Source organism: Moritella sp. Urea-trap-13 (assembly GCF_002836355.1).
Taxonomy (GTDB): domain Bacteria; phylum Pseudomonadota; class Gammaproteobacteria; order Enterobacterales; family Moritellaceae; genus Moritella.
In genome coordinates this window covers 46,844-72,384 of the sequence record NZ_PJCA01000034.1, presented here as the reverse complement: position 1 = coordinate 72,384, position 25,541 = coordinate 46,844, and the positions used below count along the sequence as shown (strand labels likewise).

Sequence of the window (25,541 nt, the reverse complement as noted above, 5' to 3'; positions counted from 1 at the left end):
GCGTACCAAACTCGGTTTTATTGCATTGCTTAAATTTTAGTTACCGAACTATTTTTTAATTATTTAAAAACGATTCAAAAAGTAGTCTAAATTATTTAAACATTGCAGATATTGATTCTTCGTTGCTAACGCGGCGAATTGATTCAGCAAGCATAGGGCTTAAGCTTAATACGCGTACGTTCGGCATAGCAGCAACTTCAGGAGATAATGGAATAGAATCCGTTACAATGATCTCATCAATGCAAGAACCACGTAGGTTTTCTACTGCGTTACCTGAGAATACTGGGTGAGTCGCGTAAGCAAATACACGTTTCGCGCCATTTTTCTTTAATGCAACAGCGGCTGCACATAAAGTACCGCCAGTATCGATCATGTCATCAACTAGGATGCAATCACGGTCTTTAACGTCACCAATAATGTGCATTACTTGTGCTACGTTTGCTTTTGGACGACGTTTGTCGATAATCGCAAGGTCAGCTTCGTCAAGTAATTTAGCGTTAGCACGTGCACGTACAACACCACCGATATCAGGAGATACGATAACTGGGTTTTCAAGATTTTTTTCTTGCATATCAGCTAATAATACTGGCGTACCAAATACATTATCAACAGGTACATCGAAGAAACCCTGAATTTGTTCAGCATGTAGATCAACCGTTAATACGCGGTCAACACCAACACTTGAAAGGAAATCAGCTACAACTTTTGCTGTAATTGGCACACGAGAAGAACGTACACGACGATCTTGACGAGCATAACCAAAGTAAGGAATAACAGCAGTAATACGACCAGCAGATGCACGACGCATCGCATCAACCATAACGATCAGTTCCATTAGGTTGTCGTTAGTTGGTGCACAAGTTGATTGTAGGATGAAGATATCTCCACCACGTACATTTTCTTCAATTTCAACGCTAATTTCGCCATCGCTAAAGCGACCAACTTTGGCTTTACCAAGTTGGATGAAAAGGCGTTCAGCAACTTTTTGAGCTAGTTCTGGTGTAGCGTTACCAGCAAAGAGTTTCATGTCGGGCACGGTGTAACCTCAGGTAATCGATGTATTTGGCTGGGATATAATTATACTCCTAAACAGCGAACTGTTTAGTAGAGATCCCCAGCATTAATCTCTTAGAATTTGGTAACAACTTATTTAACAGATATTCGGTACTGAACTAAAGTTTAAACCTGTCTTTCTAAGTCATGCAATAGTGGCGATTTATTTAAGCCCTTCGCAAGATAAATTTGCATGTTTTTAGGCGCGTTAGCTAATGCGGCTAATGCGGCAGACTTAGTTTTAAATTCAGAGAAAACACAGCAACCGGAACCTGTCAGTCGAGATGGCGCACATTTTAGCAACCACTCTAATGCTTTTGCAACCTCGGGATGACGTTTTTTCACAGTTGGTTCAAAGTCATTTTTCCATTCGTCTCGTAACAACTGATTCAGCGGGCGTTTTGGCGTATCACGGATCAGTTCTGGATCGGAAAATAATTTTGCCGTGTTGACGTGTGTGTCAGGTACGACAATAAGATAATACTGCTCTTCCACCTCTATTGGGGTAATCTCTTCACCAATCCCTTCGGCGAACGCGGCATGGCCACGAACAAACACGGGTACGTCGGCTCCGAGCTTAAGACCAATCGCAGCGAGTTGTTCTTCATCAAGGTTTAATTTCCAAAGCTGATTAAGTGCGACTAAGGTTGTTGCTGCGTCTGAAGAGCCACCGCCTAAACCTCCGCCCATAGGCAGGTTTTTGGTTAAGGTAATATCAGCCCCGAGAGGTAATGATGAATGTGTTTTCAAAACCATAGCAGCTTGATAGATGATATTGTCGGTTAGCGGGACACCAGGGATCGCTGGGGTAATGGTGATGCGATCACTCAGATTTGGACTGATAGCTAACTCATCGCCGATATCAACAAACTGAAATAAGGTTTGCAGTTCGTGGTAGCCATCGGGGCGACGGCCGTTAATATACAGAAATAAATTCAGTTTTGCAGGGGCTGACCAATGGCTAATCTTGTGTTGCATTTAATTTCCAGTTTCGAGTCGTGATTTTTATACGCAGGTCGTCTTGTTTGATGACTATATTTTTCGGTAACCAAATAGAATCGATTAATTGATACTTAGTATAACTGATGTGCCAGCCAAGTGGATGATTAGCTTGAGTTACACGGCCGTAATTGTCGAGTTGCACATCGTCAGTTAATGGATCGCCAAGGATCCAAGCGCGTAACTCATTCACCGGTATCGGTATCGGACTGAGCTGGTTAATCAAGGTTTGAGTATTTTGATCTTGGTATTGGCGATCATCATCGAGAATAAGGGTTGAAATGTTATCACTGCGTTTGATAGTGAGCACGTGAATACCAAAAGGACCGGTTAGATTGATATTAAAGTCTTGGGTCAACTGCTGCCAGTTTAACGTTGCGGAATTACGGTCATCGGGGGTGATAAAAGCGATCTGCCCTTGCAGTTGCCAAGTTTGTATCGATTGTAATTGTACTTGGTGTTGCTGCCATAATTGCTGCGGGCTACCAATAGGCGCTGGTAATTGTGTGGTGGTACTACAAGCATTTAAGAATACGCTGAGAATAACAATGTAAATAGAACGCTGAAATGTCATAAGATACTCAAAAAAATAAACTAATGATGATAAAGAGCAAGCATGGGCTTATAAAAACAGATATGCATGGTTTTGTCACTTTAAAAATTCATACTTTTTGCGTAGAATGGCCTCCTTATCTATTTTTACAACTATTCACTGTAAGTAATACATGACTCTGTTAGCACTTGGTATAAATCATAATACGGCACCTGTATCACTTCGTGAAAAGGTAGCTTTTTCACCAGACAATATTGAGGATGCCTTTGCCAGCATTATGGCCGACGGCATCGTCTCGGAAGCGGTGATTGTGTCAACCTGTAATCGTACTGAAATATATTGCAAAATTGAGCAAGGCTTACCCGAACGTGTCACCCAATGGTTAGTTGATTTCCACCATCTGCCTGCAGATGAATTAGCCTCTTGTACCTATCGTTATTATGATGCCGATGCTGTGCATCATCTGATGCGTGTTGCGGGTGGTTTAGATTCACTGGTATTAGGTGAACCGCAAATTTTAGGTCAGATAAAACAATCTTTTGCCAAAGCCAAACAGTTGAGCAGTGTTTCTCAAGTACTTGATAAACTATTCCAAAAAACTTTTACTGCTGCAAAACGGGTACGCACCGAAACCGAAATTGGTGCCAATGCGGTCTCCGTGGCCTTTGCTGCGGTAAGTTTAAGTAAACATATCTTTGATGACTTATCGAAAACCCGAGTATTGCTGATTGGTGCAGGTGAAACTATTGAGTTGGTTGCGACCCATCTGGCCGAGCAAAATGTCTCGGAAATGATGGTTGCCAATCGTACCGTTTCCCGCGCACAAGCGTTGGGTGAAAAGTTTGGTGCAACAACGTTCACACTTGAAGAGATCCCACAGCATTTACACAATGCTGATATTGTTATCAGTTCAACCGCGAGTCCGTTACCGATTATTGGTAAAGGTATGATTGAAAGTGCGCTCAAACAACGTAAGCAAAAACCGATCTTTTTGGTTGATATTGCCGTACCACGGGATATTGAAGAAGAAGTCGGAGAGTTAGGTAATGCCTATCTTTATACCGTCGATGATCTACAAGGTATTATCGAACAGAATAAAGAAGCACGTCAAGATGCGGCGCAGCAAGCTGAATACATTATCACTGAAGAAACCGAGCTATTTTCAGAATGGATAGCATCACTATCCAGTGTTGATTCAATTAAAGAATACCGCACTGCGGCCATGGCTGAAAAAGATATATTACTCGAACGCGCTATTGCAGCGATGCAAAACGGCACTGACTGTGAACGCGTACTAACAGAATTAGCCAATAAATTAACCAATAAACTCATCCATGCACCAACACAAGCCTTGGTTAGTGCAGGTAAACGTAAGCAAGATGACGAATTGTTATTAGTGCGTCGTGTTGTCGGTCTTGAATAACAGCCACTTCCTTAAATAAACCGTTGGTAATTGTCTTTATCGATTAACAACGGCTTCGTCTATTTCAAATTGTTTGGCATATATTTGCTATATCCAAGGTAAATGTTCGGAAAGCAATCGACTATTTCCTTACATATAGGTATCCTTGCCGATCACAACAAAGAAATAATTCATATCCAATTGCTGAAGCCGCCTATGTCAGACTTCAGTGATCTATTTAACGGTAATACGAGAGTAAAGATGAAAGCATCGATCATTACAAAATTAGAAGCCTTAATCGAACGTCATGAAGAAGTTCAAGCATTATTAAGTGAACCAGCGATCATCAGTGATCAGGACCGTTACCGTGCCTTAACTAAAGAATACGCGCAATTAGAAGAGTTAGTTTCTTGCTTTAAAGAATATCAAGAAGCAAAAGAAGATTTTGAATCAGCAGAAGAGATGCTCAAGGATGAAGATCCTGATATGCGTGAAATGGCTGTTGAAGAATATAAAGAAAGCAAAGCAACCGTTGCCCGTATCAGTGATGAACTAGAAGTTTTACTGTTACCACGCGATCCAAATGACAGTAATAACTGTTTCTTAGAGATCCGTGCTGGTGCTGGTGGTGATGAAGCGGCAATCTTTGCGGGCGACCTTTACCGCATGTACAGCCGCTATGCTGAGAAAAAAGGCTGGCGCTTATCTATTATGAACTTAAGCGACAGTGATCAAGGCGGTTACAAAGAAGTTATCGTGAAGATGGAAGGTGACGCAGTATTCGGCACCATGAAGTTTGAATCAGGTGGTCACCGTGTACAACGTGTACCAGAAACTGAATCACAAGGTCGTATCCATACTTCAGCTTGTACTGTTGTGGTTATGCCTGAAGTGCCAGAGTCAGAAGCGATTAGCATTAATACTGCCGATCTTAAAGTCGATACTTTCCGTGCATCAGGCGCGGGTGGTCAGCACGTAAATAAAACCGATTCTGCTATCCGTATTACCCACATTCCAACGGGTACTGTGGTTGAGTGCCAAGACGAACGTTCACAGCATAAAAACCGTGCCCGTGCGATGTCTATTCTACAAGCGCGTATTCAAGCGGCTGCCGATGAAGTTGTGCGTCTTGAAGAAGAAAGTACTCGTCGTAGCCTAGTCGCAAGTGGTGATCGTTCTGAACGTATTCGTACTTATAATTACCCGCAAGGCCGTGTGAGTGATCACCGCATCAACTTAACGCTTTACCGTCTAAACGAAGTGATGGAAGGTGAGTTAGATGTATTGATCCAACCTATCACTCAGGAACATCAAGCAGATCTGTTAGCGGCACTTGCTGAAGCAGACTAGGTGTATCGAGTACTGTGAAAACAATTGCACAAATACTGCAGTGGGCTGTCAAACAGCTCACTGACAGCGAAAGCCCGAAACTTGATGCTGAAGTCATCCTGTGTTTTCTATTAGAGAAAGATCGCAGTTATCTTTTCGCTTGGGATGACAAAGTGTTGGATGATGACATTATCAGCCGTTTTTCTGCACTTATCTGCCGTCGTCAGGCGGGTGAACCTGTCGCTCATATTCTTGGTTACCGTGAGTTTTGGTCATTAGAATTAGAAGTCTCTGCTGATACCTTAATTCCAAGACCAGATACCGAAGTATTAGTCGAACAAGCCCTTGCTTGTATGCCGACATTTGCTTGTCAGGTATTAGATTTAGGTACGGGTACTGGTGCGATAGCACTGGCACTTGCATCGGAATCGCCACAGGCAACTGTAACTGCTGTTGAGTATAATCAAGCTGCGGCGGCATTGGCACGTCGCAATGCTCAACGCTGTGGGCTTGATGTTGAGATATTGCAAGGTAGCTGGTTTGAACCTTTAGGGCGTGAACAACGTTTTGATGTGATCGTCAGTAACCCGCCTTATATTGAGGAACATGATCCCCATCTCGCAATGGGCGATGTGCGTTTTGAACCGTTAACGGCATTAGTCGCTGACGAAGATGGCCTTGCTGATCTTAAACATATTATTAGCCACGGTTATCCGTTCTTAAATGTTGGTGGTTGGTTACTCGTCGAACATGGCTTTGAACAAGGTGCTGCGGTACGTGATTTATTTACCGCCGCGGATTACCATCAGGTTATTACTTATAAAGATTATGGTAATAACGATCGTATTACTGTCGGACAACGAAAAGAAGCTTAATCATGGATATTGTTATTCCGTTACATCTTGCGACGCTATTATTAAGCGTGGTGATGTACTTTGTAAATTTTGCCTTCAGCGTGAAGCAATCCCCTTATCTTGAGCATGCTGGGTTTATTAAATCACGTCAGGTAATCGATATGCTCACCGTAATGATGATTGCCTTAGTGTGTATGGTATCGGGTCGTGTACCGTTTGTAGATACGGTGATGACCGAAAAATTAATCTCGACACTGGCCATCGCTTTTATGATGTTTATGTCACTACAGCAAGCTAAGAATCTATTTTTCCGCTGTTTTGCATTTGCAGGTAGTATTGGTTGGTTATTTTATGTCTATTCACTCGCCGTTAACGGCGAAGCATATTTGCTGAGGTAGTAATGGAATTTGATGCAAATGAAGTGCTGACAGAAACAGAATCGACAGACACAGAACAGCTCGAAGCGCTAGATAATAGCGCCATTGATAGTGAGCAGCTCGACGAATATGATGATGAGCTCGCAGAAGAAGTACTGATGATTGACAATGTCATGCTCGCAACACTATCAGCCATCGAGGTGATAACGGAGAAACCGTTACTCGAAGAGGCGATTGTTGAATTGGATGGTTTGATTGAACTCATCGAAGTCGACATGCAAGGCTTTACCTGTGACGTTGAAAAGCGTGACCAGTTATTATATTTGTTTTATCAGCAACTTGGTTTTGCAGGTAATTGGCGTAAGTGGCTAGAACTCGACAGTGTATTACTGCATAAAGTGATTAGTAGTCGTAATGGTGTGCCGCTGTCATTGGGTACGGTATTCATGTATTTTGCTGAGCATTTTGCAGTCGAAGTCAAAGGCATATTATTCCCAGGTCAATTCGTATTGCGTTTTGGGTGTGAAAAAACAGCGATTTATGTAGATCCTGCTGATGGCCAAGTACTGAGTCGTCATAAGTTACAAGTATTGTTACGTGGTATCGAAGGTAACCATGCTTTGTTAACGGATGATGATTTGTTAGAAGCTAACAATGAAATGCATTATCTGCGCTTATTACAAGTATTAAAAGCGGCGTTAATTCGTGATGAACATTTTTCGTATGCATTACGTTGTATCGATTTAATTTTAGAACTTGAACCTGATGAACCGTATGAGATCCGCGATCGTGGCTTCTTATTGCAGCAACTCGATTGTAAAAAATTAGCTGGCGAAGACTTCGCTTATTTTATTGAGCAATGCCCAGACGATCCGATCACGCGAGTATTAAAAGCACAAGTTGAAGAACTTGCTGTCGCCAATGATACGATTCATTAATATTAACTGATTTGAAATAGACTCTTTAAGGTAACAATTATGAATGCAAAAATAGTAAAAATTGGTAATGATATTATTTGTGCCAACGATCTACCATTTGTGTTATTTGGTGGTATCAATGTATTAGAAGACGAACTATCGACTCTACGCGCTGTAGAAGCGTATAAGACGGTGACTGATAAACTGGGTATCCCTTTTGTATTTAAAGCGTCTTTTGATAAAGCTAACCGTTCAAGTATCCACTCATTCCGTGGTGTGGGCATGGAAAAAGGCCTAAACATTTTCAAACGTGTTAAAGCTGAATTCAATGTGCCAATCATTACGGATATCCATACTGAAGCACAATGCCAACCGGTTGCTGATGTTGTTGACGTGATCCAATTACCGGCTTTCCTTGCTCGCCAGACAGATTTAGTGCAAGCAATGGCGGCAACAGGCGCTGTGATTAATATTAAGAAACCACAGTTCATGTCTCCACATCAAGTGGGTAATATCGTTGATAAGTTCGCGGAATGTGGTAACGAACAGGTGATTATATGTGAGCGTGGCCATTGCCATGGTTACGATAACCTTATTGTTGATCCATTAGCCTTTGGCGTAATGAAAGAACTAACACAAGGTACGCCAATCATCTTAGACAGCACCCATGCAACGCAACAGCGTGATGCCGGTAGTGCTGCGTCTGGTGGTCGTCGTAAACAAGTACCTGAATTGAGCTACGCTGGTTTAGCGACCGGTATTGCAGGTCTATTCATTGAAGCACATGAAAACCCAGCACAAGCGCGTTGTGATGGTCCTTCAGCATTACCATTTGCTAAGTTAGAAGCATTTTTAGCGCAAGCAAAAGCGATTGATGATGTGGTAAAGAGTTTTACTGCGATTGATATTGATTAATTTTAGGCATAAAAAAAGCGCTGTAATAATACAGCGCTAAAAAACCGTTGACTGATAATACAAGTGTATTAAGAATAGCGTCAAAGGTTTGAAAATAAGTAATTTCTACTTAAAGGCCTAAACCAAAAAGTTTAAGCAAACAAACACAACATTACATAACAAAGACTAACTTATATAAATAATACTAATTAACGAAAATCAGTAGAAATAAGTATTAGGTCCTATATACATACGCGCACTATAGTTATGTTCTGGCAATCTGGCAATTGACAAATTATAATGTTTCGCATTAGTTTTTCTCATCTAACTGGACACCACCATGTCACGCAGACTTCCGCCCTTAAATTCGCTACGTGTTTTCGAAGCCGCCGCTAGACATTCTAGCTTTACACGCGCTTCTGAAGAGCTTTACGTGACGCAAGCCGCTGTTAGCCACCAAATTAAAGCACTTGAAGAGTATTTGGGCATTAAATTATTTCGTCGTCAAAACCGTGCGTTGTTTTTAACGGAAGAAGGCCAGAGTTATTTTCTTGATATTAAAGATACTTTTTCTTCATTAGTGGATGCGACTGAGCGTTTATTAGCCAGAGGGGCGAAAGGGTCGTTGACGGTTAGTCTACAGCCTAGCTTTGCGATCCAATGGTTAGTGCCGCGGTTATCTTTATTTTCAGATCTATATCCCGATATTGATGTGCGTATTAAAGCCGTTGATATGGATGATGGTTCGCTGACTGATGATGTCGATGTGGCTATTTATTATGGTCGGGGTAAGTGGAAAGATTTACATGCAGAGAAATTGCATACTGAATACTTAGTCCCGGTTTGCTCACCACGACTACTGCAAAATGGCACTAAACCACTAAAAACGCCAGGTGACTTAAAATTACACACGTTATTGCATGATACATCGCGCCGTGATTGGACTGCTTGGTTTAAACAAACCAATATTACCGATATTAATGTTAACCAAGGGCCTATCTTTAGTCATACCTCAATGGTATTGCAAGCGGCGATACACGGCCAAGGTGTCGCACTCGGGCACAGTGTGTTGGCACAGCCTGAAATTGATGCGGGTCGTTTGGTTCGGCCTTTTAGTGAAGTATTAGTGAGCAAGAACGCGTATTACGTGGTTTGTCGTGAAGAACAAGATGAATTGGGTAAGATTGTGGCATTCCGTGACTGGATGTTGTCACTCGTAGAAGAAGAGCAACAAGACTTTGTAGACAATTAATTTGTCTTGAAGGCATGAAACCCTTGGTGTTATATCGCCAAGGGTTTAGACTGTGCGACTTTTGTATGCAAACCACTTCAAGATACTCGGTATTCTGCACTGGTTTGTGTATATTTTATATATTTAGTAGTCTCGGTATTGTATCTATACTGAGTGTATCGTCAGCTATGTTGATGACGAAAATGAGGTTATTAGAAAATGAATGGTATTTTATTATATTGCCGCCCTGGTTATGAAAAAGAATGTGCTGCTGAGATCCAAGCACGAGCGACTGCCATGGAGGCGTATGGTTTTGCTAAAGTAACGCTGAATTCGGGTTATGTTGTGTTTGAATGTCACTCTGCTGACGATGTCGATACAATCGCGAAAAAATTACCACTTTCATCATTGATCTTTGCTCGTCAAATGATTGCACTGCATGCGCGTGTTGATGATATGCCACTTTACGATCGTGTTAACCCTGTGGTTGCCGCTTGTGAGGGTATTGAAGGCATGGGTGAGCTACGGGTAGAAATGCCTGATACCAATGAAGGTAAAGAGCTTTCTAAATTTTGTCGTAAGTACACAGTGCCACTACGTCAATCATTGCGTAAAGCCGATCACTTATTAGCAAAAGAAAATAAAAACCGTCCAGTACTGCACGTATTCTTCATTGATAACGTGAGTGTTTATATCGGTTACTCATATAGCTTTAACAATTCGCCATTACCTATGGGTATTATGCGTCTTAAGTTCCCATCGAAAGCGCCAAGCCGCTCGACATTGAAACTGGAAGAAGCATTTCATACCTTCATCCCTGCAGATCAGTGGGATCGACGTATCGGTGGTGCAATGCGCGCGGTTGATTTAGGTGCTTGCCCTGGTGGTTGGACGTATCAGTTAGTGCAACGCAGTATGTTTGTTGTGGCGATTGATAACGGTGCTATGGCTGAGAGCCTGATGGAAACTGGTCAAGTTAAGCATTACGAAGAAGATGGTTTTAAATATGAGCCAGCTAAAACGACGATTGCTTGGACTAACCGTAAGTTAAACGGTAACAAGATTAAGGTTCCTGAGAACCCACCAGTTGATATGCTGGTATGTGACATGATTGAGAAACCTGAACGTGTTGCACGTCTAATGTGTAAGTGGTTATTGAATGCATGGTGTAAAGAAGCTATCTTTAACCTTAAGCTACCATTAAAACGTCGTTATCATACACTTGAAGATTGCTTAGAGATTTTGGATAAGCAACTGGATGACCGTTTTGTTATTCAAGCTAAACATCTTTATCATGACCGTGATGAAGTGACTGTCCATGTAGCTTGGTCACACTTCATTCCTGACGATAAAAAAGCCTGATAAAATCATAACGGTAATATAGATATATTACCGTTTCTAAAAGCCATTAAATATCACTGCGGTGAACTATTTAATGGCTTTTTTTTATGATTGATCCCTATCCCTATTTAAAGCGATATCTAAAGTAGAGTAGTGGATCTTCACCGCGAACTTTAATCCCAATAATTGCTCCCTCTATCCCCATATTATAATAAGCTTCGTGTTGTAACATACCATTGGATTTAAACTTGGTTTTTAGCGTCACACGTTCGTAATCGAGTAACAGATAAGGGCTCCGTTTCAAACTGTAATGTAAGTTTAAACTCAATTTACCGATATCTTTAAGCCGAGGAATAAACAGTCGGGTAATGTCGGGATCAATCCACATATTTAGCAGCTGGAGTTTAGCGGTACGCTTACGTTTACGCTTGCTTTTTTTGACAACAAGTAAAGGCTGTTTTAATTCGAACCTAGGTGTGGCGTCTGTTGTAACTGATGGCTGGTTTTGCGTTTGATAGTTCGAAAAATATTGATTTGAAACATCTGTCCCTAGGTTATTTTCTGTGGCCAAACTAGATCGACTTAATAGGCTCATTAAGAGTAAGGCAAAGAGACAGTTAGATAACATATATCACCAACGCGGCTGATGAAAACTTAACTATAGCTCGGTATGGATAAATTACTAGGTTAGATCATGATTGTCATGTGCGGGTTTATGCATAGATATGTGTGACGAGGAGGGGTTGTAAGTAGAAATAGCAGTTACTCAGCATATCGAATGCTAAGCAACTGAATGATAGAATGAGTATACACATCAAGAATAGTACTCATTCATTGCTCACAAAGCTTTAAAGGCGTTCTAAGATAGCTTGTGTGAAGTCTGTTGTTCCGTGCGTACCACCCAGATCATATGTTGTTCTGTCACCTGATTCGATCACATCGCGTACTGCGTTACGAATGTTATCTGCTTGGGTTTTCATTTCAAGGTATTCTAGCATTTGAATTGACGCTAAGATCACTGATGTTGGATTGGCTAAGTTTTTACCAGCGATGTCTGGTGCACTGCCGTGTACAGCTTCAAAAATAGCGGTATCTTTACCTATGTTTGCGCCAGGAGCCATACCAAGACCACCAACAAGACCTGCACATAAGTCAGATAAAATATCACCGAACAAGTTCGTCGTTACGATCACATCGAAACGTTCAGGGTACATAACCAAGTTCATGCACGCGGCATCAACGATCATTTCTTCTGATTCAATTTCAGGGTAACGTTTTGCGACTTCACGCGCGACTTCAAGGAACAGACCTGATGTCGTTTTAAGAATATTAGCTTTATGAATTGCCGTTACTTTTTTACGGTTTTCTGATTTAGCTAATTCATATGCGGCAACACAAATACGCTCTGCGCCATCACGGGTAATGATACTTTTTGCTTCTGCTTCACTGCCGTCATCGGAAATGATTTGGCCTGCGCCAGAGTACATGCCTTCCGTGTTTTCACGAACGGTAATGATATCGATGTTTTCGTAGCGGCTACGCGTGCCTTTAAATGATAGTACCGGACGTAAGTTCGCGTATAAATTAAAGTACTTACGTAATGATACATTGATTGAGGTAAAACCAGCGCCAACCGGAGTTGTTAGCGGGCCTTTTAAGGCTACTTTATTTTTTTCAATTAAATCTAATGTCGCTTTTGGTAGCAGCTCACCTGAAGTTTGTAGAGCAGCAAGACCAGCATCAGCAAAGTCATATGCGAAGTTACAGCCAGCTTTATCTAAAATTTGAATTGCAGACTCAATAATATCCGGACCAATACCATCACCCGGGATCACTGTAATTCTTGTTTGTGTCATACATATTCCTTATTTAATTTGGCTTACTTTCAAATGAAAATATTTTGTTGCCGTATGGTAACAAAGTATTACTCGATTGTTAATCCAGTTGCTGCTGTAATTTAGCTAAATAGCGGGTTTCACAGGGGGGATAATGCATTTGTTAGAGATAGATCCAGATATTCGCTTTTTCTATACTATTAACGCTTAGTCTAACGCTTAGTGAGAGAATCGATTTCTATCATTAAGCGTTACTGTCTATGGTTAAGGTTGATATCTCAAGTCTTTTAAATTAAACCCGAGTGGAATATCAATTTTTAGTTGGGCTAATTGTTGAGTGATGTAAGCCATCTCTTTATGGGTGTCGAGTTTTTCACGTAGTTTAGGTTTCAAATCTTCACTGGCATAAATAGCGTCTAAATTAGGATATTGTGTTAGTAACTGAGTTGCTGTTTTAGGCCCCACACCCGCGACGCCAGCTAGGTGGCTACCACTGATGCCCACCAATGCCCAATAGTCAGCAAGTTGCTGTGGTTGAACGCCAAATTTATCGTCGATAAACTCTTGGTCTAACCAACGCTTATTAAAATAATCACGAATTTGAATGTAAGGTGTTAACAGTTGGCAGTAACCTTTATCCGTCGAGATAATGGTCACTGGTTGCTGTTGTGCTGACATTTTGACGGCGAGGGTAGCAATCAAATCATCTGCTTCATCTTGTTCTGTTAATAAAGAGTCGACGTTTAATTCCCACAGATCATCTTGGATGAAAGTCAGTGCTTGTTGTAGCGATTCCGGCATCGGTTTACGGTTAGCTTTGTATTCAGGGTAGATCTCATGACGCCACCCGGTTTGCTCAGCATCAAACACCGCGACGACATGGGTCGGCGCTGTGATCGATAGCAGTTTTCTGACTGCGTGTTTAATGGTTTCGCGGGTTGCGCTGATTTGTGCAACCGGATCGTTACTTTGATTAAGTTGAACTGCATGTACTCGACGGATCAGGTTTAACGCATCGATAATTAATAAGTGATTTTGGGCCATATCCGGGTTTCATCAAAGTTAGCTAGGTTTAATTATTTCATAACAAGGCTCATACTTACTACCCGGAAGTTTCATTCTGTTCTGTTTTATGAAACTTTTTAATAAATTGTCCATTAATTGCATCAATTTGGGATCACCTTGTAGCTTAAATGGGCCATTTTTTTCAATTGCCTTGATCCCTGAGTCTTTAACGTTACCGGCGACAATGCCTGAAAAGGCTTTACGCAAGTTCATTGCCAGTACTTCAGGCGCTTGTTCAAGGCTAAGGTTTAACGCCGCCATATGTTGATGATTGGGGATAAAGGGCATCTGAAAATCGAGTTCAATTTTAAGACTCCAATTATAGGAATAAGCATCGCCAATGGCGCGGCGGTACTCGTAGGTTTTTTGCATGGCTTTTTTCATGATCTGTGCGGCACTTGATACATCATCAATAATGATTTGATAATATTTCTGTGCTTCAAAGCCCAGTGTTGCGCCGATAAAATCATCAATGGTGGTAAAGTATTCTTCGCTTTCTTTCGGTCCAGTTAACACGATAGGCAGAGGTTGGCGTTTATTCTCGGGATGCATCATGATACCCAGTAAATATAACAGCTCTTCCGCTGTCCCTGCGCCACCAGGGAAAATGATGATACCGTGCGAAAGGCGCACGAAGGCTTCTAAGCGTTTTTCGATATCCGGTAAGATCACTAATTCATTGACGATTGGGTTTGGCGGTTCTGCGGCAATGATGCTCGGCTCTGTTAAACCCAGATAACGACGTTGTTTTACCCGTTGTTTGGCATGGCCCACGGTCGCGCCTTTCATTGGCCCTTCCATTGCACCTGGTCCACAGCCGGTACATATATTCATCTCACGCAAGCCCAGTTCATGGCCCACCGCTTTGGCATATTCATATTCCGGTGAACGAATGGAGTGGCCACCCCAGCAAACAACCATATTGGGATCGGAATCAGATCTGATCACCCGAGCGTTACGTAAAATGGAAAATACTTGGTTGGTTAAAAATGAGGATAAGTCTTTTTTCGGTACCGGGACTTTTTCAATGTAGCTATCGACATAGAGAATATCACGTAACACTGAAAACAGATGTTCTTGAATACCACGAATGATCTCGCCATCGACAAAGGCTTGCTCTGGGGCGTTATGCAGTTCGAGTTTGACGCCGCGTTCTTGTTGCACAACATTGATATCAAAATTGCTGAAGGCTTTTAAAATTTCACTACTTGAATCAGTACGCGAACCGGAATTTAATACCGCTAGCGAACAATTGCGGAATAATAAGTATAAATCGCTGGTGGCTTTTTGTTGTAATCGGTCGACTTCAAGTTGCGATAGTAGGTCCATACTACCAACGGGTTTGATATGGGTTATCATAAGCTAGACTCCTGTCTGAGACGTTGACGATAAGCAGGTATAGTCGCTGGTTAGAGAGTGATTATGGTCATACTTATCGCCGCAGGTCTCATTAAGTTTAGATCCTAATGATGACTTTATCTCGTCCTGAGCTTTTTGCTTCGTATAATGCTTTATCCGCGCGCTCGAAAGGTTCTAGCGCATCGTTATCATCTGCTGAAAATTGCGTTGCACCAATAGAAATGGAGATTGAGACTTGCTCGCCTTTAAATCTAAAGGGTATATTTTTAATGGTATTACGTAGCTGGTCTAAAATAGCCTGTATTTCATCTGGTTCTAAATCGGCCAGTAATATCACAAATTCTTCGCCACCAAAACGTGCGATGAAGTCTTTGCTTTTGATTGATTTCTGCAGTGCGCGAGCGACTATCTTAAGGGCTTTATCACCGGCAATATGACCAAAGGTATCATTAATCTTTTTAAAGTGATCAATATCGATCATGGCGACGGTGGTATTGGTTTGATAACGTTGCCAACGCTTAAATTCGAGTTTAAAGCGTTCGTCTAATGCTGTGCGATTGTATACTTGTGTGAGCGAGTCGAGGTAGAGTTTATGCTGCTGCGCTTCTAAACGTTGGGTATGCAGTAAGGTTTCTTTTTTTAGTTCTTCAAGCTGGGCTTGCACGGCTTTTATTTGTAATTCAAGCAGGATTTTTTCTTGCAGTAATTGTTCTTGTTGCTGAATACTGCTGGAGATGATCTCAAGTCCCTGCTGCACGTGTAATTTAGTTTCAGCTAAGTTATCACTGGTGGTGATATCTAAATCTAAAATATCAATGCGTTCTTTCAGGTTGGCTAACAAGCTTATTTGTTTTTTGCTGATGTTATTACTATCAACTAATGAGTTATCAAACTTGTAGGCGATGTTATTGAGCTCTTCCACTATCGCATGTAGGAAGGTTTTTGAGGCTAAGCGCTCTTCACGTGCCCCTTCAATAACGTTGTTGATGATCTGCAGGCAAATATCAACGAGTTCGTGACCTTCAACACCTTGTAATAAACGTTGGCGGATCTTCTTCAGGTTAGAGCCAAAGCCACCGGCAAAATCCAATTCATTGATTAGCCGTTGTAAATCATCACATATTTTCTTATGCGTAGTAGCAGAAAAATTATCATTATTACCGTTAGATGACTGTGCGTTCTTGATAGCACTGTGGTAGATGCAGAATAAAGATTGTACTTTATTCTGCAATGCGGCAACGGCCGTCACTTTTGGTTCTGCCAATACCAGTTGCAGTTCGCTGGACAGTTTTGGATCGTCTTGCAATAAATGAGCTAATGACTTGGCGGCTTGAATTGTCGCACTATCACCAATTTTCAAGGTGTCAGATAAGACATTCGGTTGTAGCATTATCTGACGCTCAACCTGTTTGATTTGAATGTTCAGTTCATCATCAGAAGTACTGCGTTCAAGAGTTGCTTTCAGCTTACTCACGGCACTGTTTAGTTCATTGTCGATACCGCGTGTGGCACCCAGTAAACGATTGATAAAGGCTAACAACATAGCTGTGTTTATTTTACTGTACCCGTCGGATTCACTTTGGGGTGTAGCTGAAGGCGTATCTTGTGATGTCTGCATGAATACTTTTCACATTGGTTAAATCAAAGATGAAGATTAGCTTACCATTATATATACATCTATAAAATAGTTTGGGCTTAAAATGTAAGCTTACAACCAATTAATATCATTTTTGTCTGTTGATGAGGTTACTTTTACTAAGCCTTTTTCAATAGCCTGTTTTGAACGATTCCAAATGTCGCCATGGAAAAATGCCGGTTGCGTATAGGTCAAGGCACTTAATTTAACCCAACTGTTTTGCTTATGTTTACGACTTAATTGTGTGGCGCCAGATAAGGCTAAGGTCGCAATGTTTAACAATTTTTTGCTGTCTATTGCGGTTGGGTATTTAAATAAGAACGGGTGGGAAACCATGCCTATTGAAATATCCTTGTTAAAATTAAGTTGGCAATCAAACTGTTCGAACCAGTCTAAAATATAGTTCGCAATGATGGCGGGATCATAATTTTTGTTCACTTTTCTCACCAGTAATAGCTGAGAGTCGTTTAGTTGGAATAAACGTTCTGAATCATGTAGTTGTTTTAGCAAATAAGCACCTAATTCGGCTTCGATGTTATTTACTAATGAAAGGCTGTATTTCTGACGTAAAGGTTGCAGAAAATCAAGGCTGATAATGGCACAGCTGTGGACACTATTTTGTTTGTCGGTATATTCCCAGTCAGAGTAAAATCGCGCTTCTTGGAGTGGTGTTGGGATATATTTTTTCAGGCTATTGATGTTATTCAAACCGGTATTTGGATGGACGTTATAGCTATTTTCTAGCTGTTCGACATCTTGTTGTTGTAATTTCATTTTTTGATTATTGACGTAATACAGATATAGAATAACCAGCATAATTGAAGCAAGTAATACGACGTTAATGATCAAGTTATCCTTTGCTTGCTTAAGCTTGATCACTTGGGCTTGTAACTGGTCTATTTTTTGTGATTTTATTTCATTATTTTCTTTGTGCTGATTAGAGACTGGTAATGTCTTCTTAGCATCAAAATTAGACAATTTGTTGTAACGCACGAACTGTTTATAGCTATCCAGTGCTTTTGAGTATTGATCTGTTTCTTCGTAAGCGGTGGCGAGGTAGAGGTAGACAGTTTCAAAGTGTTTACTGTTATTGAGTTTGCCTGCGATCGACAGTGCTTTGTTCAAGCGAATTAGCGCGGTATCGTAACGTTGTTGTTGTATCGAGAGGTTGGCTAAGTGCACCAGCGCTTCCAGCAGTAGTTCGCTTTGGCCATTATTATAAAATAATTGCTCGGCATTGGTTAGGTATTGCTCGGCTAAGCTATAGTTACCCATCTGTAAATAGGTTTTTCCCACTTCAAAATAAACCGCATTTAATCTGTTTTTTGCATCAAAGGCTTTTAATAAATCTAAAGCATTAAAATAATAAACTAACGATAAGTTATATTCTTTAATTTTACGGTGCATGCTAGCAAGGGCTAACAAAGAATCAGACAGTTGCAGTTTGTTGCCTAAGTTTTGATAGTATTGTGCGGATTGATTAGCAAAGCTGATGGCCAATTTAAAATTATCTTGGGCGATATACGCCTGACTCATTTTTTTAGTTAGTAGGCCATTGAGCGTATCGTTATTATCAAGCAGCTTTTGTTGGGCTTTGTTGTAAAAATTAATCGCCAAGGTTAATTTGTTTTGTTGCTGATAATTATAACCAATAGCATAAGCAGCCCAAGCCGCATTATTGGTTAACGGGGTTTGAGCTGCAAACGTATTAGCCTCGCGAAACAGCGACATTGATTCGTCATAGTTGTTTAACTTAAGTGCTATCTCACCGGCGATAATTTTGAGGGCAAAATAGCCATTGGCTGTCGGATTATAGGTATTGTTAGCAATACTGTTGAGTACTTGCTCAATGGTTTCTTGTGCCTGCTGAAAGTTAGCTAAGGTCGTTGACTGTGCCAGAATATGACTTTTGATTAATAAACTTTGTTGGCGCAAATGTAACGGTACATCATGTGCTTTTGTCGCGAGCATTTTATCTAAGGTAACAACGGCTTGATCGATATTGTTGGCGTAGAAATAACACAAGGCTTTTTGTTGTTTTATCAACACGAGATCGGAAGACGTAACTGATTTTTCTCTGATGTGACTGACACGTGAAACTGAATTTATCACGTTTTTTTGGTGTATTTGCAAATATTCATCAATAATTTGAATGCATTGATATGGTTGACTGTATTGTACAACTTGGCTGCGCTTTAGCTCATTGGGCAATATCAGCTGGTCAAATAGACTGGCTGCTGCAGTAGTGCTAAATAGAAGAAATGCAAGCGCATAAAAAAAACGTAAGATCATGTGTTTAATATCGACTAGAAAGGCAGCCATCACATTCTTATGATTACATGTCCTTATTTAATATTAGCTTTCCTTTGCTAATGTAGGCCTCTTTTTGTATGAGGTCGTTGTTGCTATGTTATCAAAAGGGGCATTTGTACCCCTAATTGCTTGCAACGGGTAAATACTAAACTATTTTGCGGCTTTTGTTAATGACTGGATATTTAAAACAATACCCAGCCCTATGAGGTTATTGGCGGATTAAGCGAATATTATCTATTTTAGCATCACAATTGGTTCTGAATGGGTTGATGTCCAAACCACCTCTACGGGTATAGCGTGCATAAACAGTCAATTGCTCTGGTTTACAGAAGTGCATAATATCGGTGAAAATACGCTCAACGCATTGCTCATGAAATTCATTATGTTGGCGGAATGAGATTAAATAGCGTAATAATGCTTCTTGGTCGATCTTGTTACCTTGGTAGGCAATATAAACGCTGCCCCAATCTGGTTGATTGGTTACCAGACAATTTGATTTTAATAAGTGACTGTAAACAACCTCATCAACAGTGTCAGTATTATCTGCGGCAGATTTTAATAACTCAGCATTAAATTCATAATCTTCGATATCTATATCAAGATGATCGATGCAAGTGCCGGTGATCTTGGTAATTTGGCTTGGTGCTTTATCTAAGTCATCAAACATTACCACTGCAACGGGACCTTGTGCACAGACGGCTAAGTCGCGCTGTAGTGTTTCCGTTACTTCTTGAGTCGAGCTAAAGTGGGTTTGATTAAAGCTGTTTAAGTACAGTTTGAATGATTTTGATTCTATTAAATTTACAGACGTCGCGCAGACTTTTACTTCTGCTACTGCCACAATCGGCTTACCTTTGCTGTTTAACCAAGACAGTTCATATAAGTTCCATAAATCACAACCAGTGAATGGCAGTTGTGCAGAGAGTGCCAGATCATCACGGTTCAATTGTCTTGGTACTGGTTGTAACAAGCTAGGTTGATATTGCGAGATATATTCCGTTTTCTGTCCGAGGTTTAATTTATCCAGTGCAGTTGAATCTTGGTAACGGTTTGTCGTGGTCATGATTTATTCTCATCGGTTAGCGCATAAGGTAGATAATTTACTTATCAGTGGCGAGATTGTAATAAATTTTACAGCGTAGTGATATGCTATAGCCGATTTAATCATTTTTATGGGGAATATAATGACTGCAGCTGTAACCGATGCGTTGATTGCTTTTTATGCGCGCTGTGAACACGTTTGGCAAACACAAGATTACTTACCACAGAAAGACTTTGATCCGGAATGGGACTCGCCGTGTTTTATCGTGGATCTAAATCATCCGCAACTGCTCGCAGGCCATAAAGCTTGGTTGCCAGTAAGACTAAATGAGCTCAGCTCATTTAGTAATATTGAAGCGGCATTAAGTATTGAGCTTGACCCACAAATAACCGCTTTCTTTGGTGCTTACTTTAGTGATCATATGCCTGCTAGTTTTAATGATGAGATCATTGAGTTAGTTCAGGTATGGAGCGAGGATGATTTTAAACGCTTGCAAGAAAATATGATTGCCCATTTGATGATGAAAAAAACACTCAAACAACCACCGACGTTATTCATTGCCAGCTGCGCCGATGATATGCAGATTATTGCGCTTGATAATGTCAGTGGTGAAGTGGTACGTGAAGTACTCGGTAAGGGCATTGCTGAAGTATTAGCCCCAGATCTTGCGACCTTTATTGAGCAATTAACGCCGGTGCTACCAGCGCTTTAATAGTGACTAACATTACCACCGCTATTTAATAATAAAAAACAGCGCCAGTATTCACTTGCGCTGTTTTTTTGTTTCATTTTTATGGTTAACAAACTACCAAGGTAAATTAGATACTAAGCGGCAAGGCTCACATTTAAAATCAAAGATACCGTGTAATGGGCTTTCCAATTGCCATGTCCCACCACAACTTGGACAAGGACGCGCTGTTTTTGCTGACGGTTCTGTGGTATCGGCTAAATGATAAAGATAATAATAAGTTGGTACCTTACTTTGCTGCTCAATATCTTTAGCTAATTGCCAGCCAGTATGGTTTAACGGACTACTGATATCCGTCAATACTTCGCTGCAGGCTTGCTTTAATGTGGTGCCGTGCATCTGTAATTCATCGGTTGAACTCCAGTCTACTTGCCAGCGTAATAAATCTTGGTGATCGCCTATCGCTGGGGTCGGTAATTTATACAGTGGGATAGGGGCAAGATGTTCGCCACAACGTAAAGGTGAGCAGGTACTAAGGTAATGGGTATACAAGACTTGCCATTCAGGTTGCTGGCAAGGGTCGGTATTATCTGAATGTAAATCCATGCCTGTCAGCCTGATTTTAGGGGCAAGTAAGCCCGCTTTACTCAGGGCTTGTAAGCGTTTTTCAACAATACTGGAATGATGATTTGGGTGGAGACTTTCCTCTTCAGGACAAACAACACGGGTAATAAATACCCCGTCATCGATGCTGGTTGGAAATTCACGACCTAATATTTGACCGTTGTAGCGTAAAGCATCAATAAGTTGGGTAATGGCGCCATCAACAGCATCGATGGTGGTGTCTTGATAACATTCAAAAGTCAGTTCTGCAGTAAACAAGGTATTCTCTCTGTGACAGTTATTGTGTTGACAATGCTTTTTTTAACACCGCTATTTCAGCTTTTAGCTCACTTACTTCTTGGCGTAATGGCGCGATTTCTTCTCGTACCGCCGCTATTTCTTTGGCAATAAGCGCTGTCATCGGGTCGGTTATTGCTGCGGCTGTCGTGATTTCTGGTGTATCCGTCGTAGGGGCTTTGGCATTCGGATCGAAGGTCCATTTTCTTAGCGTTTCAATAATCTCACGTAAATTAGTAGGTTGGGTTATCCGTGATTTAATCAGTGCAACAGAGGGCTTCTTGCCTTCGCGAGCCAGTTGATTCGCGGCATCGACAATATGTTGTAGGCTCATGTACTTCCTTCCTTAGTATCTCTGGTTATGTGATGTGCATTGTTTCGGTTCGCAGCATGGTATCAAGCTGGTCAATGACTTCTGCCCAGTCGGCATCTTCATAAATGGCTTCTTGCAGAAACATCGCTTGGGAAGCGTTCCAAAATGGTGCTTCGAATAATAATACCCCAGTTTGGATTTTATGCTGATGGATAAAACGTTTTACGCTCAATTCATCATTTTCTAATCCGAGCTGCGCGAATAACATCGCTAAGGTTTGGGTGGCTAAAAACATCATCTGGCTCCACTGTTTTTTTCAGTATAGCCAGTGATGAGCAACAACGTTAGTTTATCACGGTCAATCTATCGCATAAGGCGGCACGACAAACTCTAACACCCTCGGTCCCGCCATCACGAGGCAAGCTTGATAAGCATTTTCGCCGTTACTGCTAAACTCGAAATTAAACTTATAACGAAATAAACTGCCTTTATGAGGATACCAAGAGATCCCCGCCTGGGCTGTTGATAGCCATTGTAATTGTTGCTGTTGGCAATACTGCTTGATTAGCGCATTGGCTAATTCAGCTTGTTTACGCAGGTGTAAAAAGAGCACCACGCCGATAAAGCCAACCACGATGACTAACAAACTTCCCATATTTTAATCACTCCGTGATAGTTGTTTCATAATGCTAATATCTTGACTGCACAATTGACGATGCTTTTATTGGCTGCGTAGTTGGCAAAGCGCTTATTGACTATGTTATTGACTACGTTGCTGACGAAACAATAGACCAATCGCGCTACCCAGGGTATTAGTTCGATTTGGGTTACGTAACATGGCTAAAACCTTGTTGCGTAGACTTGGAATTGCAACTAAATCCGAGAACAGGTAAATAAACAGTTCTTGGCCTTGCTGCTGTTGTACGGCAGCTTCAAAGAAGGCCAATAATAGCGCTTCGTCGTCAAGGTCATGCCAGCTGCGACCAGCTAATGCCACGATTGTTTGGCTTATGTCAGTATGCTTAAACAAAGCGGGGTACAACGCGGTACGTAATCCTTGCGCTGGTGCGCTTGATAATGCTCTGATTAACATCGATAAGCGCACATCGTCGGGTTTTTCTTGAGCCGCTTCTTGGCTAATTAAACTTGCTAACGCTTCACTTACTACCGTCGGAAGTGCTTCGTGTTCAAGTGCGAGACAAAGTGAATACAGTGGCTCGGTTGGTAACTGTGCCAGTGCTGTAGAGACGTGTTGCGCGTTGTTATCACGATCTAAGCGTGCGGCGATATCGCAAATACCCTGAACACCCACTTCTTGCCATTGCTCAAAACCAAGCTTGTTAGCAAAGTAGTTGTGCGCCGTTGGATAATATTTACTTTCTGGGCGAATGAAGTCGCGGTTGATCACGGCATTTAACATCGCCACTTTATCTGTGCTTGGTTTAAACACATAAGGGTTGGTGGCCAGATGTTCTTGCTGTTCTTCACTTGGGGTCTTTTCTAACATCAGACCCAGTGATTCAACCACCATATTGAGAAAAACATTACGGGTACCTTGGATCAGTAAGCCTTGTTCATCTAATGGAAATTTTAGAAACCAGATATAGTGTTGGTTATTCTCGTTCTTATTCCAGAAAGTAATGGCAAATTGAGCATGGCGTTGCAACGGAGCAGGGTAAGGGCGCTGAGCGGATTCAAACTGCATAAACTCGTCGGGGGAAATTTTGCTGATCTTACGACCCATGTCATACACGCGAAACTGAGTCTTTGCTTGTGCCAGAAATTCCGATAGCGTATTAAGGGTATGCATATTTGCCATGATCTAATGTGTCCAAGTTAAAAGTGGAGCCTAATGGCGCTGAAGTATTGGCGTATTATACCCAAACCCTATCAAGATGCGAATTGAGATTACAATGCGCTTTTGTATCTTAGGCTTGCTGGCGTATAATGTGGCTAAATTTGTTTGGTCGCGATACTGCGTCGGTGTCGTTACCCTAAATCGAGATACTCTTATGACAGTCTATCTGCAGGCTCAGCAGTTATTAGCGGCGATAGAAGCTGAATTGAAACACAGCTTATTGTGGAATGAGGTGAAGCCAAGTGCTGAAGCGTTAGCGAGTACCACACCATTTTGTATTGATACGATGTCCTTTGCAGATTGGTTGCAGTTTATTTTTTTAGTAAAGATGAAACAGCTTGTGGTCATGCAGATGCCATTACCTGAGAATATGGCAATACAACCAATGGCAGAAGAAGCCTTTAAACCAGTAGCAGCGGATACACGTGAGCTATTAGCCCTGATCTTATCGTTTGATCAGTTGTTAAATAAAAATTTTTAAATACAGCTAGTTAGGTAATAGAGCACAATGTTAAATATTTTATATCAAGATGAATATTTGGTCGCGATTGATAAACCTGCAGGTTTGTTGGTGCATCGTAGTTGGCTAGACAGTCATGAAACCCAATTTGCAATGCAGATGGTACGTGATCAAATCGGTCAGCATGTTTATACCGTACACCGCTTAGACAGGCCTACATCTGGGGTATTGTTGTTTGCCTTATCCAGTGACGTCGCCAGACAGATGAGCGAAATATTTCAGGCCCATGCATTAACCAAACGTTATCTTGCTGTGGTGCGCGGTTGGATTGATGAAGCTGGTACGCTTGATTACGCCTTAAAAGTAGAGCTAGATAAGATTGCCGATAAACAAGCAACACAAGATAAAGAAGCGCAAGAGGCGATCACCCATTACAAACCTCTACATCAGGTAGAGATCCCGTATGCGGTAAGTAAAAATCACCCAACAAGTCGTTATTGCTTGATGGAACTTGAGCCACAAACGGGTCGTAAACATCAGTTACGTCGTCACATGAGGCATCTTTTCCACCCAATAGTGGGCGATACTACCCATGGCGATGGCCGCCATAATGTATTTTACCGCGAGCATTTTAACTTACAGCGCTTGCTGCTGATTTCAAAGTCTTTGTCTTTTACACACCCTGTAACAGAGCAACCTGTGCATATCGAAGCTGAGGTGGGCGAAGAGATATTAGGGTTATTTGCGCAATTTGGCTGGCCCGCACAAGAAAGTGATTACTTACCGAATATGCTAGCAAAATAGTACTTTTTTCGGTTGTTAACGTACAGATAAACTTAGGTTACACTTTGTTACGTAAGTTTATCTGTAAAGCTGTTATCCTTATCGGTTATATTTCATTCCATTAATCCCGAGCTAATACGCCAGTCTTCCTACTTTTACGGTGTTCTTGGTTAAATGTCAGCTTTGTGGCGCATTTCATGACATAAAAATCGGCCAGCCAATCATCATGCTTGCTTATGTGTAGCCTCTGTCGTTAAAAAATCCTCTCAATTGTACCGTTTTGTACCATTGTGAGTGGCTATTCAAATCTAAACAGCCGATCCGGTAATAGTTATGACT

The 25,541-nt window shown here is 41.3% G+C and carries 26 protein-coding genes; 11 read left to right on the top strand and 15 right to left on the bottom strand.

The window, feature by feature from the left end; translation table 11 throughout:
• Positions 1-91 precede the first annotated feature (91 nt).
• The 3 genes from CXF93_RS16170 to lolB all read right to left on the bottom strand — a co-directional run bounded on the left by CXF93_RS16170 (position 92) and on the right by lolB (position 2,626).
• Positions 92-1,036, bottom strand: a complete 945-nt coding sequence (locus CXF93_RS16170) for a ribose-phosphate pyrophosphokinase (protein ID WP_157824460.1) — start codon at positions 1,034-1,036, stop codon at positions 92-94.
• Between the two features lie 143 nt (positions 1,037-1,179).
• The gene (gene ispE, locus CXF93_RS16165; protein ID WP_101063569.1) at positions 1,180-2,031 is read right to left on the bottom strand and encodes a 4-(cytidine 5'-diphospho)-2-C-methyl-D-erythritol kinase; all 852 of its coding nucleotides are present in this window, start codon (positions 2,029-2,031) and stop codon (positions 1,180-1,182) included.
• Complete coding sequence (lolB, locus tag CXF93_RS16160; protein ID WP_101063568.1) at positions 2,015-2,626, bottom strand: lipoprotein insertase outer membrane protein LolB; 612 nt, start codon at positions 2,624-2,626, stop codon at positions 2,015-2,017. Before lolB ends, ispE begins: the two co-directional genes overlap by 17 nt.
• A gap of 151 nt (positions 2,627-2,777) precedes the next feature.
• On the opposite strand from lolB, the gene hemA reads away from it, so the two are divergent.
• From hemA to rlmM, 8 genes are all read left to right on the top strand, one after another.
• Positions 2,778-4,028 carry a glutamyl-tRNA reductase gene (gene hemA / locus CXF93_RS16155; protein ID WP_101063567.1) on the top strand — a complete coding sequence of 417 codons (1,251 nt, stop codon included), beginning with the start codon at positions 2,778-2,780 and terminating at the stop codon, positions 4,026-4,028.
• Between the two features lie 240 nt (positions 4,029-4,268).
• Positions 4,269-5,357 (top strand): peptide chain release factor 1, encoded by a 1,089-nt coding sequence (gene prfA, locus CXF93_RS16150; protein WP_101063586.1) that lies wholly within the window; start codon positions 4,269-4,271, stop codon positions 5,355-5,357.
• A 14-nt stretch (positions 5,358-5,371) separates the two neighbouring features.
• Positions 5,372-6,211 carry a peptide chain release factor N(5)-glutamine methyltransferase gene (gene prmC / locus CXF93_RS16145; protein ID WP_101063566.1) on the top strand — a complete coding sequence of 280 codons (840 nt, stop codon included), beginning with the start codon at positions 5,372-5,374 and terminating at the stop codon, positions 6,209-6,211.
• 2 nt (positions 6,212-6,213) lie between these two features.
• Positions 6,214-6,588 (top strand): SirB2 family protein, encoded by a 375-nt coding sequence (locus CXF93_RS16140; RefSeq protein ID WP_198551692.1) that lies wholly within the window; start codon positions 6,214-6,216, stop codon positions 6,586-6,588.
• Between the two features lie 2 nt (positions 6,589-6,590).
• A complete protein-coding gene (locus CXF93_RS16135; protein WP_101063564.1) occupies positions 6,591-7,505 on the top strand; it encodes a SirB1 family protein in 915 nt (304 codons plus the stop codon).
• 39 nt (positions 7,506-7,544) lie between these two features.
• Positions 7,545-8,399 carry a 3-deoxy-8-phosphooctulonate synthase gene (kdsA, locus tag CXF93_RS16130; protein WP_101063563.1) on the top strand — a complete coding sequence of 285 codons (855 nt, stop codon included), beginning with the start codon at positions 7,545-7,547 and terminating at the stop codon, positions 8,397-8,399.
• Positions 8,400-8,718: 319 nt separating this feature from the next.
• On the top strand, positions 8,719-9,630 hold the full coding sequence (locus tag CXF93_RS16125; protein ID WP_101063562.1) for a transcriptional regulator GcvA: 912 nt from the start codon (positions 8,719-8,721) through the stop codon (positions 9,628-9,630).
• Between the two features lie 198 nt (positions 9,631-9,828).
• Positions 9,829-10,971: a 23S rRNA (cytidine(2498)-2'-O)-methyltransferase RlmM gene (rlmM, locus tag CXF93_RS16120; protein ID WP_101063561.1), complete on the top strand. Its 1,143-nt coding sequence runs from the start codon at positions 9,829-9,831 to the stop codon at positions 10,969-10,971.
• A 103-nt stretch (positions 10,972-11,074) separates the two neighbouring features.
• Here rlmM and CXF93_RS16115 read toward each other — a convergent pair whose 3' ends face one another.
• From CXF93_RS16115 to queF, 7 genes are all read right to left on the bottom strand, one after another.
• On the bottom strand, positions 11,075-11,521 hold the full coding sequence (locus CXF93_RS16115; protein ID WP_101063585.1) for a hypothetical protein: 447 nt from the start codon (positions 11,519-11,521) through the stop codon (positions 11,075-11,077).
• A 277-nt stretch (positions 11,522-11,798) separates the two neighbouring features.
• Positions 11,799-12,806, bottom strand: coding sequence for an isocitrate dehydrogenase (locus CXF93_RS16110; RefSeq protein ID WP_101063560.1), 1,008 nt, complete (start codon positions 12,804-12,806; stop codon positions 11,799-11,801).
• 243 nt (positions 12,807-13,049) lie between these two features.
• Positions 13,050-13,829, bottom strand: a complete 780-nt coding sequence (gene xni / locus CXF93_RS16105; protein WP_101063559.1) for a flap endonuclease Xni — start codon at positions 13,827-13,829, stop codon at positions 13,050-13,052.
• 18 nt (positions 13,830-13,847) lie between these two features.
• A complete protein-coding gene (gene ppnN / locus CXF93_RS16100; protein ID WP_101063558.1) occupies positions 13,848-15,209 on the bottom strand; it encodes a nucleotide 5'-monophosphate nucleosidase PpnN in 1,362 nt (453 codons plus the stop codon).
• 97 nt (positions 15,210-15,306) lie between these two features.
• Complete coding sequence (locus tag CXF93_RS16095) at positions 15,307-16,827, bottom strand: diguanylate cyclase (RefSeq protein ID WP_101063557.1); 1,521 nt, start codon at positions 16,825-16,827, stop codon at positions 15,307-15,309.
• 90 nt (positions 16,828-16,917) lie between these two features.
• A complete protein-coding gene (locus tag CXF93_RS16090; protein WP_101063556.1) occupies positions 16,918-19,167 on the bottom strand; it encodes a lipopolysaccharide assembly protein LapB in 2,250 nt (749 codons plus the stop codon).
• Between the two features lie 199 nt (positions 19,168-19,366).
• On the bottom strand, positions 19,367-20,221 hold the full coding sequence (queF, locus tag CXF93_RS16085; protein ID WP_101063555.1) for an NADPH-dependent 7-cyano-7-deazaguanine reductase QueF: 855 nt from the start codon (positions 20,219-20,221) through the stop codon (positions 19,367-19,369).
• A gap of 121 nt (positions 20,222-20,342) precedes the next feature.
• Between queF and syd the strand changes: the two genes are divergently transcribed.
• Positions 20,343-20,912, top strand: a complete 570-nt coding sequence (gene syd / locus CXF93_RS16080; RefSeq protein WP_101063554.1) for a SecY-interacting protein — start codon at positions 20,343-20,345, stop codon at positions 20,910-20,912.
• A 93-nt stretch (positions 20,913-21,005) separates the two neighbouring features.
• On the opposite strand, the gene CXF93_RS16075 is transcribed toward syd, so the two are convergent.
• The 5 genes from CXF93_RS16075 to CXF93_RS16055 form a co-directional block, all read right to left on the bottom strand.
• Positions 21,006-21,770, bottom strand: a complete 765-nt coding sequence (locus tag CXF93_RS16075) for a Zn-ribbon-containing protein (RefSeq protein ID WP_101063553.1) — start codon at positions 21,768-21,770, stop codon at positions 21,006-21,008.
• 19 nt (positions 21,771-21,789) lie between these two features.
• Positions 21,790-22,122: a hypothetical protein gene (locus tag CXF93_RS16070; RefSeq protein WP_101063552.1), complete on the bottom strand. Its 333-nt coding sequence runs from the start codon at positions 22,120-22,122 to the stop codon at positions 21,790-21,792.
• A gap of 25 nt (positions 22,123-22,147) precedes the next feature.
• A complete protein-coding gene (locus CXF93_RS16065; protein ID WP_101063551.1) occupies positions 22,148-22,396 on the bottom strand; it encodes a DUF2789 domain-containing protein in 249 nt (82 codons plus the stop codon).
• 63 nt (positions 22,397-22,459) lie between these two features.
• Complete coding sequence (locus CXF93_RS16060; protein WP_101063550.1) at positions 22,460-22,756, bottom strand: DUF3301 domain-containing protein; 297 nt, start codon at positions 22,754-22,756, stop codon at positions 22,460-22,462.
• 105 nt (positions 22,757-22,861) lie between these two features.
• Complete coding sequence (locus CXF93_RS16055; protein ID WP_101063549.1) at positions 22,862-23,920, bottom strand: DUF3549 family protein; 1,059 nt, start codon at positions 23,918-23,920, stop codon at positions 22,862-22,864.
• 193 nt (positions 23,921-24,113) lie between these two features.
• On the opposite strand from CXF93_RS16055, the gene CXF93_RS16050 reads away from it, so the two are divergent.
• Both CXF93_RS16050 and truC read left to right on the top strand, forming a co-directional pair.
• Entirely contained in the window at positions 24,114-24,440 is a 327-nt protein-coding gene (locus CXF93_RS16050; protein WP_198551690.1) for a YqcC family protein, read from the top strand.
• A 27-nt stretch (positions 24,441-24,467) separates the two neighbouring features.
• Positions 24,468-25,223 (top strand): tRNA pseudouridine(65) synthase TruC, encoded by a 756-nt coding sequence (gene truC / locus CXF93_RS16045; RefSeq protein ID WP_101063548.1) that lies wholly within the window; start codon positions 24,468-24,470, stop codon positions 25,221-25,223.
• Positions 25,224-25,541: the final 318 nt, after the last annotated feature.